Origin of the sequence: Corynebacterium silvaticum, from assembly GCF_004382825.2 — a bacterium.
Taxonomy (GTDB): Bacteria; Actinomycetota; Actinomycetes; order Mycobacteriales; family Mycobacteriaceae; genus Corynebacterium; species Corynebacterium silvaticum.
Genome location: NZ_SDQO02000003.1, coordinates 343,377 through 358,608 on the forward strand (window position 1 = coordinate 343,377; position 15,232 = coordinate 358,608).

Consider the following 15,232-nt stretch of genomic DNA (forward strand, 5'->3'; position numbering starts at 1 on the left):
ACAAAACTTTTACCTATATCCGCCCGACTTTGTCGTTTTTGAGAACGCTAGCGAGCATTCCCTTGATAAACCCCCAGGTCGCGATTTCTAGCGTTCTCAAAAACGACAATAACCACTCACCCAACACATAAAATAAGGCGCGCTCCGACTTAGAGCGCGCCTTATTTTATAAAAGCTACAGAATAGTTTTCAGTCCCTAACCTCTCACCTATTTCGCCGGATACTTTGGCGGAAGATCGAGTTTCATTTCTTCAGCAAGCTCACGCAGGATTGTTGGGTAGTCGGTGATGATGCCGTCGATGCCAGCTTCAATCTGGGATTTCATCGTAGCTTTATCATTAACTGTCCACGGGACCACTTTGAGTCCCAGGTCATGAGCCTTTTTCACATACTCAGGCGTGGTTACGGGCTTATAATCTGCGTCTGCGACAGTCTTGCCGTATGGAACTGTGTAGCCGGGGCTTACGATGTCTGCGCCGAGTTTCTTTACCGCTTCGAGTGCGTCGCCATTGACGGACTTGTAGTCGATGTCTCCGAGCCAGGGGGAACCTTCGAGCCAGGTGGTTTCGTCGTAAAGCGCTACGGTGCGGATCTTGGGGTTATGCTTCTTTGCTAGCGGAAGCGAGCGCCAGTCAAAGCTTTGGAGCATTACTTTGTCTGTCACACCGGCTTTATCTGAGGCGTTGAGGATGGCGTCGACAAATTCTTGCGGGCTAGCAGACTTCTCTGGGTGGTCCGCCTCGATTTTGGTTTCGATGTTGTACATCACGTCTGCGCCACGCTCTTGGGTGAGTTGGAAGACCCTTTCCAGACGAATCATCTGGTTATCTTTAGCGGGTTCCGCGTTGGGGAATTTATCCAACTTTTTGTCGCAGCGCAGAGTACTCAGCTGCTCCCAGGTGAGGTCATGGAGCAGCTTGCCCACGTACGGGAACTGCGGGTCGTTTGGGGTGGCGGCGGGCTCAGTGTCGCGGCATTTTTCTTCCTGAACATCCGGGTCATGCCACACCACGGGAACCCCGTCTTTGGACATCACGATGTCAAATTCCAGAGTGCTTACGCCAAGCGAAAGCGCATGTTCAAAAGCGGTGAGCGACTCCTCGGTGTGCTCCCCGCGCCCACCTCGGTGAGCTTGCATGTCCAGGTGCTTAACCACGGGGTTTACTACGGCCGATTCCTTTGTCACCGCAGCAGAGCTACTCGACGCCCCTTTGCCAGATTCCTGCGACGTACCACACGCTGTGAGAACTAGAGCCCCTGAAAGCACGAGCGCACTTGCGGACTTTGTGTATTTTCCAGCCAAACGCATTGTTACGGTTCCTCCAAATACATAGCGACAAATGGGTAGTGAAAAAGCGGGCCCGGTGGGACCCGCTTTAGTGGTTTAAGCACGCGACTGTGCTTTTTCATTGTGGCTGCGCATAAGCTCACGCTCATCGCGTCCAACCACGGCGAAGAGAATCACGGTAATAACGGAGAACGCGACGAATACTATGAAGGTAACATCCCAACCGTAGTGCTGCACAAGGAAGCCCACACCGCTTGATGCCAGGGTGGCTCCCAGCAGGTAGCCGAACAAACCGGTGAAGCCTGCAGCGGTGCCCGCGACGTTGTGCGGGGAAAGGTCAATGGCCTGCAAACCGATCAGCATCACCGGGCCGTAGATCAAGCCGCCGATAAGGCCAACCAGCAGAATCAGCATCCACATCGGCGATCCCACAGGAAGCTGCCAGTACACGAATATGCACACGGCTACGAGAACGGTAAACAGCATGCCGACGCCCGAGCGATACCCCTTGAAAATCTTGTCGGACATCCAGCCACAGAGGATTGTTCCTAGGATGCCGGCAAGCTCAAAGGCGGCAAAGCCGGTAAGCCCCGCACCGATTTCCGCATGGTGCTTCTCATGGAGAAACACAGTGATCCAGCTGAGAACGCCGTAGCGCAAGGCATACACAAAGACGTTTGCGACTGCGAGCATCACGATGGTGCGGTTGGTCAGCACGTGCTTGCGGATGCGCTGGAAGGTGGTCAGCCCGTCCTGAAGATCAACTTCCACCTTCGCTGGATCATCGCGATATTCCTCGATAGGCGGCAGACCCTGCGACTGCGGCGTATCCCGAATCAGGACAAAGCCAAGAGCCGCAACCAGCAGTGCCACCAGCGCCGGAAGCCAGAACGCTACCTGCCAAGAATTGCTCATGTGCGCCAGACCGATACCAACGAGGAACGGCAATGCGGCACCGCCAACGTTGTGCGCCGTATTCCACAACGAGGTCTTCCAGCCGCGCTCGTTGGTGGAGTACCAATAAACGAGCACGCGACCTGCCGGTGGCCACCCCATGCCCTGCACCCAGCCATTGATAAACATCGCGATGGCAAACACCGCAACGGAAGCCGAGAGCCACGGCACAAAAGCAATGCCCAGGTTGACCAGAGCAGACAGCGCAAGACCCAAGGGCATAAAGTACCGGGCATTGGATTGATCCGAGATCATCGCAGAGAAGAACTTGGACAGACCATAGGCAAAAAGAACGGCATTGGCGATAAGACCAATGCCTACTTTGTCAATACCAGTGTCGCTGATCAGCAACGGCGCGATAAGCGAGATGTTGTTGCGGATCAGATAAAAGCCTGCGTATCCGATGAAGATACCCATGAATACCTGCAGGCGCAGGCGCGGGTAGAGCCGCGCAACCTCCTCCTCACTACGACGAGGTGCCGCAGGAGGTGCAGCTAGCCATCCAAGGTTCATTTCTGTTCCTTTCATGCGAGGTTGGTAGCGCATGACAATGCTTGAGCTACTCGACGCCCGCCAGTACATGAGGGAATGCAAAGCATAGGATTACCATCCATATTAGCTAGCGACGGGGGTGTTAATCCTGGAAAAATCCCACAATATCCACAAACCTTTTGCCTAGTTAGTGAGATTTTCCCAGGCCTACAATCATTTCCTACTGCACCGTAGGTGGCTGCGTACGGCAGGAATGTGAAAAATTTCTCATCCAGATTGGAGCGCCTCGTGGCGCAATCCCCCCACGGTTGTGCCACGTGCGTGTTGTGGACGTCGAAAAGCATAAAAAGGGCCGTAAAGATGCAGAATTCACTGCGTCTTTACGGCCCTGATTTTTACGGTCGTTTAGTGTCCACGCTCTTGCTCGATCGGCTGCCCCTCGTTGAAGTAAGGAACGAGTTTGTTATCAAACATGCTCAGCGCAGCACCGATAGCCATGTGCATATCCAGGTACTGATAGGTTCCCAGGCGTCCACCAAAGAGAACCTTGTTATCCCGCGCTTCCGCCGCAGCTAGTTTGCGGTATGCCTCAAGCTTTGCCCGGTCCTCGGGGGTGTTGATCGGGTAATAAGGCTCGTCGCCTTCCTCTGCAAAGCGAGAGAATTCCTTCATAATCACAGTCTTGTCTGAAGGGTACTGCTTGGCGCGCTCTGGGTGGAAGTGACGGAACTCGTGGATGCGGGTGTAAGGGAACTCAGCATCGTTGTAGTTCATCACCGGTGTACCTTGGAAGTCGCCAGTTTCTAGCACTTCGGTCTCAAAGTCGAGGGTGCGCCAACCCAGATCGCCTTCTGCGAAATCAAAGTAGCGATCCAGTGGTCCTGTGTAGACGACGGGCGCGTCAGGGCTTGCAGCACGAATCTCATCGCGTACTTCAAACCAATCTGTGTCCAGAAGGATTTCGATGTTCTCGCTGTCAGCCATCCGCTCTAGCCATGCGGCGTAACCGTCAACGGGCAGTCCCTCGTAATCGTCGTTGAAGTAGCGGTTGTCAAAGGTGTAGCGGACGGGCAAGCGAGTGATGTTTCCAGCGGGAAGTTCCTTGGGATCCGTCTGCCACTGTTTAGCCGTGTAATCGCGGATAAACGCCTCATAGAGCGGGCGACCGATGAGGGAGATCGCCTTCTCTTCCAGGTTGGTTGCTTTATCGGAATCAATCTCAGAAGCCTGCTCAGCAATCAACGCGCGAGCTTCATCTGGCGAGTAATACTTGCCAAAGAACTGGTTGATCAGACCCAAGCCCATGGGGAATTGGTAAGCAGTGCCCTTGTGCATGGCAAACACGCGGTGCTGGTAGCCGGTGAAATCCGTGAATTGATTTACGTACTCCCACACGCGCTTGTTAGAAGTGTGGAAGAGGTGTGCACCGTATTTGTGGATCTCGATGCCAGTCTCAGGTTCTGCTTCAGAATAGGCGTTTCCGCCCATGTGACTACGGCGTTCAACAATGAGCACCTTTTTGTTGAGCTGGCTAGCGGCGCGCTCTGCAATGGTGAGGCCAAAGAGACCTGAGCCTACGACAATGAGATCAAATTCCTTCATGATGCAAAAGCCTATCGGAGTTTTGCACATTATGAACATCCGGGATGCATCTTTAATCGCACATGAATCTCATAACAGCTAACTCCGAATATAAAGCCGCAGCTTAGGGCGATTCTTCAGAGAGAACACACTTCCGCCGTGGGATCACTGCCGGCGCATCGCCGATAAAAGTCACATCTACAGTGGCCTCATAGATATTTTCTATAGTTTCCTCGGTCAGCACTTCCGCCGGGGTTCCGTGTGCGACTATTCGCCCTTGATCCAGCAACGCCACCTCGTCGCTGTACTCCGCTGCCAATGTCAGATCGTGCATGGCCGCAACGACGGTAAGTTGTCGGGTGACGCGGAGCGCGTCGACAAGCTCAAGCACTTCTTGGGCGTGCCCGATGTCCAGGGCTGACGTGGGCTCGTCGAGAAGCAAGACAGCAGGCTCTTGCACCAAAGCGCGCGCTAAGGCCACCCGCTGCAGCTCCCCTCCCGATAGCTGAGTCACAGACGCGCCAACAAAAGGCTCCAGATCAAGGTCGCGGATAGTGTGCTCTATCAGCTCATTGTTGCTGGTGCGATGAGGATAACGACCAAGCTTGATGTAGTCGATCACACCCATCCCTTCAGGAAGCGTAGGGTGCTGCGGCATAAGAGCCACCGTGCGCGCCCATTCTTTCCGGTTCCGCCCCCGCACAGACACACCATCCATGTACACATCGCCCGATGCTTGTCGACGCACCCCCGCAATCACGCTCAGCAACGTCGATTTTCCACACCCGTTAGGCCCGACAAGAGACAACCATCGTCCCGTTGGACACAACACGCTCACGTGTTCCAAGGCCATCTGCTGCGTCCTGGCATAAGAAAAACTGAGGTTGCGTACGTCAAGCATGCTACATCCTTCCGCGACGGTGGCGGTGGAGTACAAAAAGGAAGAAAGGCGCACCCACGAAAGCCGTGACCACACCCACTGGCAGTTCCGCCGGGGCCATCGCGGTTCGCCCCGCGGTATCCGCAGCGAGAAGAAAAATACCTCCCCAGATCACAGTAAGCGGGATAAGTCGCCGGTGAGCTGGCCCCACCACCAGTCGAACCGCATGCGGAACGATAATCCCCACAAACCCGATGAGGCCGGATACCGCAACGACCACCGAGGTTCCCAGCGTGGCCACTCCCACCAGCATGAGCCGTGCGCGTTGCGGGTGCACGCCCAATGCTGCGGCTTCCTCATCACCCAAAGTCATCACGTCAAGCAGACGAACACTTAGGCACAGCAACACGACGCACAACGCCACGGGCAATATCACCAATCCCACCGTTGACCAGCCGGCCGTATTAAGGCTTCCCAGCATCCACGCGTAGATACGTTGAATGGTGTCTATGTTGCGCTGCTGCACAAAGGTCTGCGCCGCAGACGCACACGCCGCCACTGCCACACCTGCGAGAACCACGGTCGTAGCGTCACTCGACGTTGCCTGACCGCCCATCACGCCGGCGCAGACGCATGTCACAGCAACCGCAGCTACGCCGCCCACAAAAGCCGCGCTGATGATTCCCGCGCCGCCAAGGCTAAATCCTATGGTGGCCCCAAAGACCACCGCCAGAGTGACACCAAGCCCCGCACCAGCACTTACTCCCAACAGATAGGGATCTGCGAGGGGATTATGAAACACTGCCTGATATGCGGCACCCGCCGCAGAAAGCATGGCCCCCACGATCACGGCCAGCACGATCCTGGGCAACCGAACGTTGAACAATATCGCATGATGACGTTCGCTCAACACGTGTCCGCCGAGAAGCTCGCGGAGAACGTCGCCAGGGCCGATGCCGACCGCACCCACAAGAGCCGCGGCGATAACCACGCATCCCAGCACGATCATGCTCAACACCATGACCACTGGAAATACCGTTAAAGGGTTTCGTTCTCGCATGGACTAGGACGCAGATTAGTGGGCCACTGGCGCTGCAGAGCCATGGGCAATCACCTCATGAGGAAGCGCCACGAGTTGTTCCGCAACCTGTTTAACCAGCAACGGCAACCGAGTACCCCAACGAGCGGCCAGATCCTGGTCGAGCTGCACTATCGCACCGTTCTTTATGGCCTTGATTGTGCTCCAACCAGGGCGAGCAGCCAGATCCTGCGGGGTGATCTTTTCCGAGCCTTGGTTGGCTTGGAAAATGACGTCCGGGTTGGCGTCGATAACGGCCTCGTTTGTGAGCTGCGGGTAGTCCTTTGTGCCCGACGCTATGGACTTCATACCAAAAAGCGCATAGACCTGACCGATAAACGAGCTATCGGCCGCCGCGTATAACTTGCTACTGATTTCGTGATAGTAGGAGAGATGAGCACCTGTAATGGACTCTGGCACGGTCTTCACCGCTGCCTCAATATCGGACTGCATCTCCGAAACCCGCAAGGTAGCGTCTGCGATATGGCCAGTCGCTACTCCTAGCCTTTCAATTTGCGAGTACACATCGTCGAGTTTCTTTGCGGCAGGCAACACCAACACGGGGATCTTTGCCGCATTTAACCCAGCTACAAAGGTGTCGTCTTCCCGCGAAACCACGACAAGATCTGGGTCGTGGGATACCACTGCCTCAAGGTTGGGCTTAAATCCTGATAGCCCATCGACGATGGGGGTTCCCGCCGGGTAATTGGAGTGTTTGTCTACCGCCACCACGCGTTCTCCTGCGCCGATCGCATAGAGAACTTCAGTGGCACTCGGCGATAAGCTCACGATCCTTGTGGGTTCTTGTTCCAGGGTGACGCTCTCGCCTTCGCCGGAAACTCCTGATTTCACGGTGACGGGAAAGTTCTGTGACGCGTCCGCATTTTTTGTGTTGTTCGATGCTGTTCCGCCGTCGCTAGAGCTGCAGCCAACTAGTGCTGCTGCAGCGATAGCAATGCCGCAGAGGGCACTTCCTACAGCGCGAGCTAACGAGTTCTTGCGTGACATCATTATGGTGCGTGCTGCCTTCTTTTTCTTTGGGGGTACGTGAGGTCTTATCCGCACCCGAGGGAATTCCTTTTTATGAGGTATGGACTTGATTACCGTGCCCTATCTGGCAGGCCCAGCGCGGGCAATGTGCTGGGGTTCACGATACGGTCCACACACGCAAGAAAAACCATTTTTACCCACATCTAGCTGCTGTTTTATCGCTTTAGTTGAGAGCTATTTTTTGAGTTCCCGTGAAGTTTTCCACAATAAAGCTTCGGAATACGGCGCACATCATCCGGATTTTTCCCAGCCTTTTATGCGATCGCGGCAGCGCATACGACTCCCCTATGTGCACAATTCCCTATAAAAATTCCGCCACACCTATCACAAGTGTTCCAACTTTCACATAAATGCACTAGAGTGAACAGGGATTTTGCATTTTCTCAACAGTTCGCAATATTCCCAGACGCACCTCATTAGGGAGTTCACTATCGTGCAGCAACGACGTCGCCTAGTCCCCACACCGACTCGGCCAGTCACTGCCATCGTCTCCGCAGTGGCACTTTTGGCCTCCGCAGCCGTTGGCATTGGCGCCAACCAGATCTTGCATACCGATAACACCGGTATCGACCCCATCGAAACCAGCGTGAGCACAGACAGCCTCGCCTCTGGCCAGAGCGTCACCGTTAACGACGCAGCCATTTCCGCCCAAGGCGAGACAGGTGCTCGCACCGTCAAGCAGTTCCACCGCGACCAGCCATTCTCGCAGTTCGCGATCACGTGGAACGGCGAAAAGGACATCGCAGCTTTCGTCCGCGCTCAGCGTGCCGACGGAACCTGGTCCGAGTGGTACGACACCGAGCCTCTCGATTACGGCGCAGGCGATACAGAAAAACGTGGCACCGACCTGATCTACATCGAGCCAACCAACACAATCCAAGTGTCTATGTCCGGCGTGGATATCACCGGCGGCGCTCCGGCAACACCACCCAATGCTGAGGCAGCACCCCAGCCGGCAGCTGAGCAACCAGCAGCAGATGCCCAGCCAGCAGGCCCCGTGGAAAACCCGGCAGTACATGGCATGGCTCCTTTGCCTTCCAACTTTGGTGACATCAAGCCTGTAGCAGAGGCAACCAATATCACCGCTACCAATGATGTCTCAGAATTCGATGTCGTCTTTATTGAGGGCGGCGAATCTCAGCTACCGGAAAATGGCATACAGATGACCGCCGATTCCGATGGCATGCCCCGGGTTATCTCCCGCAAGGGTTGGGGCGCTAATGAGTCCATCCGATGCCAGCAGCCAAGCTACTTTGACGGCGTCAAGGGCATCACGATTCACCACACCGCAGGCTCCAACAACTACTCCGAGGCACAGGCCCCCGGAATTGTCCGAGGCATCTACCAGTACCACGCACAAACTCTGGGCTGGTGCGACGTGGGATACCAATCGCTAGCGGACAAGTACGGCAACCTGTACGAGGGACGCTACGGCGGATTGAACCGCAACGTATGGGGCGCTCACGCTGGTGGATTCAACGAAAACACCTGGGCTATCTCCATGCTGGGTAACTACGACACTGCTCCTACCACACCGGCGATGATCAAATCTGTCGGCGAGCTTGCCGGATGGCGCTCAGCTGTCGCAGGCATCGATCCCACTGGCTCTGAAACCCATTACTCTGAGGGAACCAGCTACACCCCTTACCCCAAGGGACAAGCAGTGAATCTGCCTAATATCTTTGCCCACCGCGACGTCGGCAACACCGCATGCCCGGGCCAGCACGCCTATGCGCAAATGGGTAATATCCGAACAACCGCCAAGCAGAAGTACGACTCCATCAAGAGAGGCACCGCTCAGTCTGGCGGAATACAGAACACCCCACCGCGCGGTGATACCCCGGCACCGTATCACCCGGCACCCGCTCAGCCGAATGCTCAAGTAGCAAATATCGCCGAGTTGATAAACAAGATGGCTGGATCGTCGATGCCCAAAGATCTTAATTCTGCAGTGGCTGCGGGCGGATCCTTGCTGCTCCTCGCTGCAACCATTGCTTCTACCCAGGGGCTTATCCCTGGCAACCTGGGCACCGTGGGCAATGTGCAGGTGATTAACGGCCTGAAGCTTTCACAGATCCCACCGATTATCACTCGCGTGGTTGATCTGCTCAGCAACTCCCAGATCACGCGCGCATGGAATGACATTAAAACCGTCTTTGGCCCGGTACTAGGCAATCCCCGCTCCGGCGTAGCCACCTATGCGTCCAAGACCGGTGAAGAGGTCGAATACGCTCTCTTTGACAACGGCATCATTGTCTCCACCCCGTCTACCGGCACAAACGCGCTGTGGGGCGCAATCGGTGACGCCTGGGCACAACAGGGCTTCGACGCAGGCCCACTGGGGCTGCCCACCGGAACGCAGTACCAGTCCGGCGAGGAATACCGCGTAGATTTCCAGCACGGTTACATCACGTTCAACCCAGCTACTGGAGCAATAGATATTCACACAAACTAGTGCTCCAGGTGCGTCTTAAAGAAAATGCTTAACGACGAGGACAAGCTACTCACGGCTTGTTCCCGTCGTTTTCTTCTAGAACCAACGATGAAGGACCCTCGCCACACCGGCATCATTGTTGCTCGTGGTTATCTCATCTGCGACCTGCTTAAGCGCCTCATGAGCGTTGCCCATAGCCACGCCGCGCCCTGCCCACTGCAACATTTCTATGTCGTTAGGCATATCGCCAAAGGCTATTGCATCGGAAGGATCCACACCCAGCAACTCACCCAGGTCTTGCAGCCCCGCTGCTTTGTTCACGCCCGGAGCGGAAACTTCTAAAAGCCCGTGGTCAATGGAGAAGGTAACGTGAGCTAGATCTTCGGGGATAGCCGGCGCAGCCAGTGCGTACATCTCGTTGGCAGAGAGGGCGTCGTTACGCAAAAGAAGCTTCATAGCTGGGCGCGACAAGAGTTCATTCTCTGTCTCCATGCCGTGTTCGTCGCTTTCCCACGCATGAACATAGCCCGGCGTCACAGCAAAAAGCTCCGCAGGGTGGTCAAAGGCAGAAGCCCCCGAACGCTCAACGGCAATTCCACAATCAAGATTTTCCCTCACTGCGCTGACCACAGTGCGCAGAACCTCGGGGCTGAGCCTGTGTGCACGCAGGACGCGGTCGCTTTCCGAATCATAAAGAACAGCACCATTGGCGCACACGCAGATAGAGCGAATACTCAACTGATCCAACACATGGTAAATCCACCGCGGAGGACGGCCAGTGGCCAAAGCAAAAAAGACTCCCTGAGCCCCGGCGCGCTCAACAACCTCGCGCAGCTCCGGTAACACCCGCTCCCGAGAATCGAGGAACGTTCCGTCTACGTCGCTCACAATGAGCTTGGGTTCCCACGTCACAATGCGGTCCTCCGGTTCCAAGGGAATGTGAATACGTCACCCATCATTGTCCCGCCCTGACGTGACAATTGTCTAGGGCGGAGACAGCCACGGGGGCAGCAACATAAAGATGACGCCCAGGGCGGTAGCGTGGATAAGCTACTACCCTGGGCGTCAAACGCTAAAAACTCTTATTTCTGTTTCTTAGCCTTTTTCTCTGCGCGAATACGCCGCTGTTCTGCATCAATGCGTTCAGCTTCTTCCACGGTGGGCGCAGAGCCGCCCATGGATGCAGGGCGCCACGGCTCACCACCGGCAAACGGGCCGTAGGCCTTTTCGTACTCCGCGCGTACTCCGTCGAGTAGCTCGATCATCGCTTCGCGGAGGCGTTGCGTGGCTTCTTCCACGGTGCCGTCGAGTGACACGGGTGCGCCGATCCGAATCCACACGGGAATGTGGCTGCGTCCGATATCACGCTTCAGACCTTTAGTCCATACTCGTTGACTACCCCAGACCGCGACGGGAATGAGGGGGGCATTCGCTTGCTGAGCGATGCGCACGGCACCGCTCTTGAGCTCTTTGATCTCAAGACTCCGGGAAATTGTGGCCTCCGGGAAGATACCCACAAGTTGCCCTTGCTGGAGATGCTTAATTGCCTCATCGAGAGCACCTGCGCCGGCAGCCCGGTTGACAGGGATGTGCTTCATAATCCGCACAAGTTTGCCCACTACAGGCACATCGAAGATTTCCTTCTTAGCCATGAATCGGGTCAGTCGCCCACCACGAAGGTTGGCCGCAGCGCCGCTGAAAATAAAGTCGTAATAGCCTGTGTGATTGATCGCCAGCAGCGCCGATCCCTGCGCAGGGACATTTTCCGAGCCCTCTACCGTAAGTTCGATAGCTTGAGCGCGGAGAAGACCTTTTACCAGCCGTGCCACGATTCGGCCGTAAAACCACTCTCGACTTTCTGGATGCCTCGGGACTTTATGCAAGCCCTTTGGCACCCAGCAAATGCCCCGCTTTTCCCATCCACTGTTCATGGTTACCCAAATACCTCTTACTTGATTGGCTCCAAGACGTCCTTACCCACGAATGGGCGCAGAGCTTCAGGAACGATGACTGAGCCATCTGCTTGCTGGTTGTTCTCAAGGATCGCAACCAACCAGCGCGTGGTGGCAAGGGTTCCGTTGAGGGTGGCACAGGTTTGGGCTTTTCCGGACTCATCGCGGTAACGGGTCTGGAGACGACGTGCCTGGAAGGTGGTGCAGTTAGAGGTAGAGGTCAGCTCACGGTAGGTGTTCTGGGTGGGGATCCATGCCTCAGTATCAAATTTACGAGCTGCAGAGGACCCTAGGTCGCCGCCGGCAACGTCGATAACGCGGTACGGAACCTCCACGGCTGCAAGCATGTCGCGTTCCATCTTCAGGAGCGCTTGGTGCTGCTCGACGGCGTCTTCTGGCTTACAGAAAACAAACATCTCAAGCTTGTCAAACTGGTGAACGCGCAGGATACCGCGGGTATCTTTGCCATAAGAGCCGGCTTCACGACGGAAGCAGGAAGACCAACCAGCGTACTTAATCGGCCCTTTGTTGAGGTCAATGATTTCGTCCTTGTGGTAGCCAGCCAAGGCCACCTCGGAGGTTCCCACTAGGTAAAGGTCATCGCGCTCAAGGTAATAAATCTCATCAGAGTGAGCGCCCAAGAAGCCGGTTCCCTGCATGATCTCTGGACGCACCAGCACTGGTGGGATCATCAGCTGGAAGCCATTGTCGCGTGCCTTCTGTGCAGCAAGATTGAGCATTCCCAACTGCAAGAATGCGCCGTCGCCGGTGAGATAGTAGAAACGTGCGCCGCCTACTTTTGTGCCGCGCTTGGTGTCGATCAGTCCCAGAGACTCGCCAAGTTCCAGGTGATCCTTGGGCTCAAAGTCAAAGGTGCGCGGCTCACCAACGTGCTCCAAAACAATGAAGTCATCTTCGCCACCAGCAGGGGCATCGGTAACAACATTGCTAAAGAGCATTTGAAGCTCGTCTACCTTTGCCTCTGCGGCAGACTGAGCATCCTCCGCTTCTTTGACCTTTGTCTTCAACTCATTCGAGCCTTCAAGCAGGGCTGCACGCTCTTCCCGAGCGGCCTGGCCAATCTTCTTGCCAAAGGCCTTGTGCTCGGAGCGGAGCTCGTCTGCAACCTGGATTGCAGCACGTCGTTCTTCATCGGCGACCAGGAGTTTATCTACCAACTCAGGGTCTTCGCCACGAATACGCTGGGATTCGCGGACAATATCGGGGTTCTCGCGGAGGAATTTCAGATCAATCACACATCCGACCTTACCGCCTTCCACTAACTAGTAGGTCACAACATGACCAAAATCATGGCTGGTTATGACCAGCACGGCTACACTGATACCTATGGTCGACACTCGATTGGGGTTGCCCGCCAGAACCCTAACTGACGGAACCAGCACGCCAAAGCACCAACAGCTCAGGGAAATACTGGAAGAACTCTGCCGTACAGAGCTCAAGCCTGGCGACATGTTGCCTGGTGAGCGCGTTTTAGAAGAGGCCTATGGAGTAAGCCGAATTACTGTAAGACGCGCCATCGGCGACCTCGTAGCCACCGGTCAACTCCGCCGCAGCCGCGGCAAGGGCACCTTTGTGGCGCAATCTCCGATGGTCACCCGCCTCCAACTCGCTTCCTTTACGGACGAGATGTCTGCGCGTCGTATCGAGCCCTCCAGCAAGATTTTGGCGTCCGCATGGTCGGCCCCCAATTCCGTGGTCCAAGAATTCTTCCGCACGGACGCCGCCACACCGCATACTCATCTCGTGCGCCTCCGCCTAGGAAATGGCAAGCCTTTCTGCCTCAACGACGCGTGGTACAACTCGACCTTTGCCCCAGATCTCCTAGAAAACGACGTGTATAAGTCCGTTTATCAGATTCTGGAAAATTCCTACAACATTTCCATCACTGGCGCGGAACAAATCACCACAGCAGTCGCTGCGACGGCAGAAACCGCCCGGATTCTCGACGTTGAAGTGGGAGAACCCCTCCTCAAAGTTGAGCGTCACGCCAGCGCGGGCAACCACCCCATCGAGTGGTGTTCCTCTCTTTATCGCACAGATAGATTTGCGTTGCGGACCTTTATTTCAAAGTAAGTAAGTAGACTGAGGTCACTATGACTCAATCTTGGCGCAGTGCTACAGCAGTTCGTATCCTGCTTGTCGGAGCTTTAATCTCCACAGCGGGAGTCGGCGCGTACTCTTTTTCTTCCCAGAGCGAGGGTTCGTCCAAGCAGTCTCAGTCACGCCCTTCCTCAGACAGCAAAACGTCTGCAGCGTCCTTTACCACCGCTGACTCGGGGTCATGTCTCACGTGGAAGGACAACGAGGGAAAAATTACCAATTTTGAGCAAGCCGACTGCGCAGGTGAGCACCGATTCGAGGTCTCTTCCCGCGAAGATCTGCGGGCTTATCCCGCATCCGAGTTTGGCAGCGAGGCTCCGATGCCCGACCTCACCCGCCAAGCCCAACTGCGTGAGGAGTTATGTCTTAACCCCACGATTCAGTACATGAAAGGCACCTTCGACCAGATGGGCAAGTATTCGGTTGCCTCGATTTTGCCGCCGCAAGATGCCTGGTCGAAGGGGGATCGCACCTTGCTCTGTGGTGTACAGGCAACCGATGACCAAGGCACCCTCATCCCCACGTCCGGACGCGCCGCTGAACAAGATCAGTCCCGCATCTTCCGTCCCGGCGAATGCGTGCTTGTCGACGCCGCCAGCGCCACCCGTGTCGTCGATTGCGGTGCCGAGCACCAGCTAGAAATCACCGCCATCGTAGATTTGCAGCCGGTCTTCCCCGAGGGAACCCCCTCCCTTGAGCAGCAAGACAAACATCTCCAGCAGGTGTGCACGCAAGCAGCCCAGGACTATTTGGGAGGCGACGACCCCCTCTACTTCTCCACGCTGCAGCCCTTCTGGACTACCCTCCCCGAAAACTCGTGGGCAGGTGGCTCTCGCAGCGTTAACTGCGCGCTGGTCTTTGGGCAGGATCGTAAATTCGCCACGCTCGCCGGCAGCGCCAAGACCGGATTCACCATCAACGGTCAGCCCCCGGCTTCTCGCCCGGTGCGCGCCCCTATTGTGAACCCCGAAGCGCTCATCGGCCCGCACCCAGAACCAGCACGCTAATGATTCAGATCAGCGATGAGCACTTTGAAGAACTCGTAGACCAGGCGTTATCCGCTATCCCCGAGTCCATCACTGAGCACATCACCAACCTTGCCATCCTCATCGAGGATTATGCCGAGGACTCCCCTTATATCCTGGGCCTCTACCATGGCGTTGCGCTCACCGAGCGCAGCTTTGATCACGCCGGTTTTCTCCCCGACACCATCACTATTTATAGAGAAGCCCTCAAAAAGTACTGTTCTTCCGAGGAAGAACTCGTAGAACAGGTTCGTATCACCGTTATGCACGAGATCGGCCACTACTTTGGGCTCGAAGAAGAAGATCTGCACCGATTGGGCTATGCCTAACCTGGACTAACCTAGCCCAGCCTGCATTTCCATAGACATAGACACGGT

13 protein-coding genes are annotated in these 15,232 nt (G+C 55.8%); 4 read left to right on the forward strand and 9 right to left on the reverse strand.

Annotated elements, in window-relative coordinates; all coding sequences use genetic code 11:
• Window positions 1–208 precede the first annotated feature (208 nt).
• The 6 genes from ET810_RS09600 to ET810_RS09625 all read right to left on the reverse strand — a co-directional run bounded on the left by ET810_RS09600 (window position 209) and on the right by ET810_RS09625 (window position 7,284).
• Window positions 209–1,309, reverse strand: a complete 1,101-nt coding sequence (locus ET810_RS09600; protein WP_134316264.1) for a glycerophosphodiester phosphodiesterase — start codon at window positions 1,307–1,309, stop codon at window positions 209–211.
• 75 nt (window positions 1,310–1,384) lie between these two features.
• A complete protein-coding gene (locus ET810_RS09605; RefSeq protein ID WP_087454694.1) occupies window positions 1,385–2,755 on the reverse strand; it encodes an MFS transporter in 1,371 nt (456 codons plus the stop codon).
• A 384-nt stretch (window positions 2,756–3,139) separates the two neighbouring features.
• Window positions 3,140–4,336: a UDP-galactopyranose mutase gene (gene glf / locus ET810_RS09610; RefSeq protein WP_087454695.1), complete on the reverse strand. Its 1,197-nt coding sequence runs from the start codon at window positions 4,334–4,336 to the stop codon at window positions 3,140–3,142.
• 103 nt (window positions 4,337–4,439) lie between these two features.
• Entirely contained in the window at window positions 4,440–5,216 is a 777-nt protein-coding gene (locus ET810_RS09615) for an ABC transporter ATP-binding protein (RefSeq protein ID WP_087454696.1), read from the reverse strand.
• A gap of 1 nt (window position 5,217) precedes the next feature.
• Window positions 5,218–6,255, reverse strand: coding sequence for a FecCD family ABC transporter permease (locus tag ET810_RS09620; protein WP_087454697.1), 1,038 nt, complete (start codon window positions 6,253–6,255; stop codon window positions 5,218–5,220).
• Between the two features lie 15 nt (window positions 6,256–6,270).
• Window positions 6,271–7,284 (reverse strand): ABC transporter substrate-binding protein, encoded by a 1,014-nt coding sequence (locus ET810_RS09625; protein ID WP_134316266.1) that lies wholly within the window; start codon window positions 7,282–7,284, stop codon window positions 6,271–6,273.
• Window positions 7,285–7,756: 472 nt separating this feature from the next.
• On the opposite strand from ET810_RS09625, the gene ET810_RS09630 reads away from it, so the two are divergent.
• Window positions 7,757–9,778, forward strand: a complete 2,022-nt coding sequence (locus tag ET810_RS09630) for an N-acetylmuramoyl-L-alanine amidase (RefSeq protein ID WP_087454699.1) — start codon at window positions 7,757–7,759, stop codon at window positions 9,776–9,778.
• Window positions 9,779–9,853: 75 nt separating this feature from the next.
• Here ET810_RS09630 and ET810_RS09635 read toward each other — a convergent pair whose 3' ends face one another.
• The 3 genes from ET810_RS09635 to serS all read right to left on the reverse strand — a co-directional run bounded on the left by ET810_RS09635 (window position 9,854) and on the right by serS (window position 12,965).
• Window positions 9,854–10,690, reverse strand: coding sequence for a Cof-type HAD-IIB family hydrolase (locus ET810_RS09635; protein WP_087454700.1), 837 nt, complete (start codon window positions 10,688–10,690; stop codon window positions 9,854–9,856).
• 149 nt (window positions 10,691–10,839) lie between these two features.
• Window positions 10,840–11,688 carry a lysophospholipid acyltransferase family protein gene (locus tag ET810_RS09640; protein WP_087454701.1) on the reverse strand — a complete coding sequence of 283 codons (849 nt, stop codon included), beginning with the start codon at window positions 11,686–11,688 and terminating at the stop codon, window positions 10,840–10,842.
• A gap of 17 nt (window positions 11,689–11,705) precedes the next feature.
• A complete protein-coding gene (gene serS, locus ET810_RS09645; RefSeq protein ID WP_087454702.1) occupies window positions 11,706–12,965 on the reverse strand; it encodes a serine--tRNA ligase in 1,260 nt (419 codons plus the stop codon).
• A 64-nt stretch (window positions 12,966–13,029) separates the two neighbouring features.
• Here serS and ET810_RS09650 point away from each other — a divergent pair, with 64 nt between their 5' ends.
• The 3 genes from ET810_RS09650 to ET810_RS09660 are packed head-to-tail and all read left to right on the forward strand — an operon-like array spanning window position 13,030 to window position 15,184.
• Entirely contained in the window at window positions 13,030–13,803 is a 774-nt protein-coding gene (locus ET810_RS09650; protein WP_087454703.1) for a GntR family transcriptional regulator, read from the forward strand.
• Window positions 13,804–13,823: 20 nt separating this feature from the next.
• The gene (locus tag ET810_RS09655; RefSeq protein ID WP_087454704.1) at window positions 13,824–14,837 is read left to right on the forward strand and encodes a septum formation family protein; all 1,014 of its coding nucleotides are present in this window, start codon (window positions 13,824–13,826) and stop codon (window positions 14,835–14,837) included.
• Window positions 14,837–15,184: a metallopeptidase family protein gene (locus ET810_RS09660; protein WP_013912553.1), complete on the forward strand. Its 348-nt coding sequence runs from the start codon at window positions 14,837–14,839 to the stop codon at window positions 15,182–15,184. Before ET810_RS09655 ends, ET810_RS09660 begins: the two co-directional genes overlap by 1 nt.
• The last annotated feature ends 48 nt before the right edge of the window (window positions 15,185–15,232 follow it).

Excerpts from the sequence above, each read along its gene's own strand:
- ET810_RS09600 (WP_134316264.1), bottom strand. The coding sequence starts at position 1,309 with ATGCGTTTGGCTGGAAAATACACAAAGTCCGCAAGTGCGCTCGTGCTT.
- ET810_RS09605 (WP_087454694.1), bottom strand. The coding sequence starts at position 2,755 with ATGAACCTTGGATGGCTAGCTGCACCTCCTGCGGCACCTCGTCGTAGT.
- glf (WP_087454695.1), bottom strand. The coding sequence starts at position 4,336 with ATGAAGGAATTTGATCTCATTGTCGTAGGCTCAGGTCTCTTTGGCCTC.
- ET810_RS09615 (WP_087454696.1), bottom strand. The coding sequence starts at position 5,216 with ATGCTTGACGTACGCAACCTCAGTTTTTCTTATGCCAGGACGCAGCAG.
- ET810_RS09620 (WP_087454697.1), bottom strand. The coding sequence starts at position 6,255 with ATGCGAGAACGAAACCCTTTAACGGTATTTCCAGTGGTCATGGTGTTG.
- ET810_RS09625 (WP_134316266.1), bottom strand. The coding sequence starts at position 7,284 with ATGATGTCACGCAAGAACTCGTTAGCTCGCGCTGTAGGAAGTGCCCTC.
- ET810_RS09640 (WP_087454701.1), bottom strand. The coding sequence starts at position 11,688 with ATGAACAGTGGATGGGAAAAGCGGGGCATTTGCTGGGTGCCAAAGGGC.
- ET810_RS09650 (WP_087454703.1), top strand. The coding sequence starts at position 13,030 with ATGACCAGCACGGCTACACTGATACCTATGGTCGACACTCGATTGGGG.
- ET810_RS09655 (WP_087454704.1), top strand. The coding sequence starts at position 13,824 with ATGACTCAATCTTGGCGCAGTGCTACAGCAGTTCGTATCCTGCTTGTC.
- ET810_RS09660 (WP_013912553.1), top strand. The coding sequence starts at position 14,837 with ATGATTCAGATCAGCGATGAGCACTTTGAAGAACTCGTAGACCAGGCG.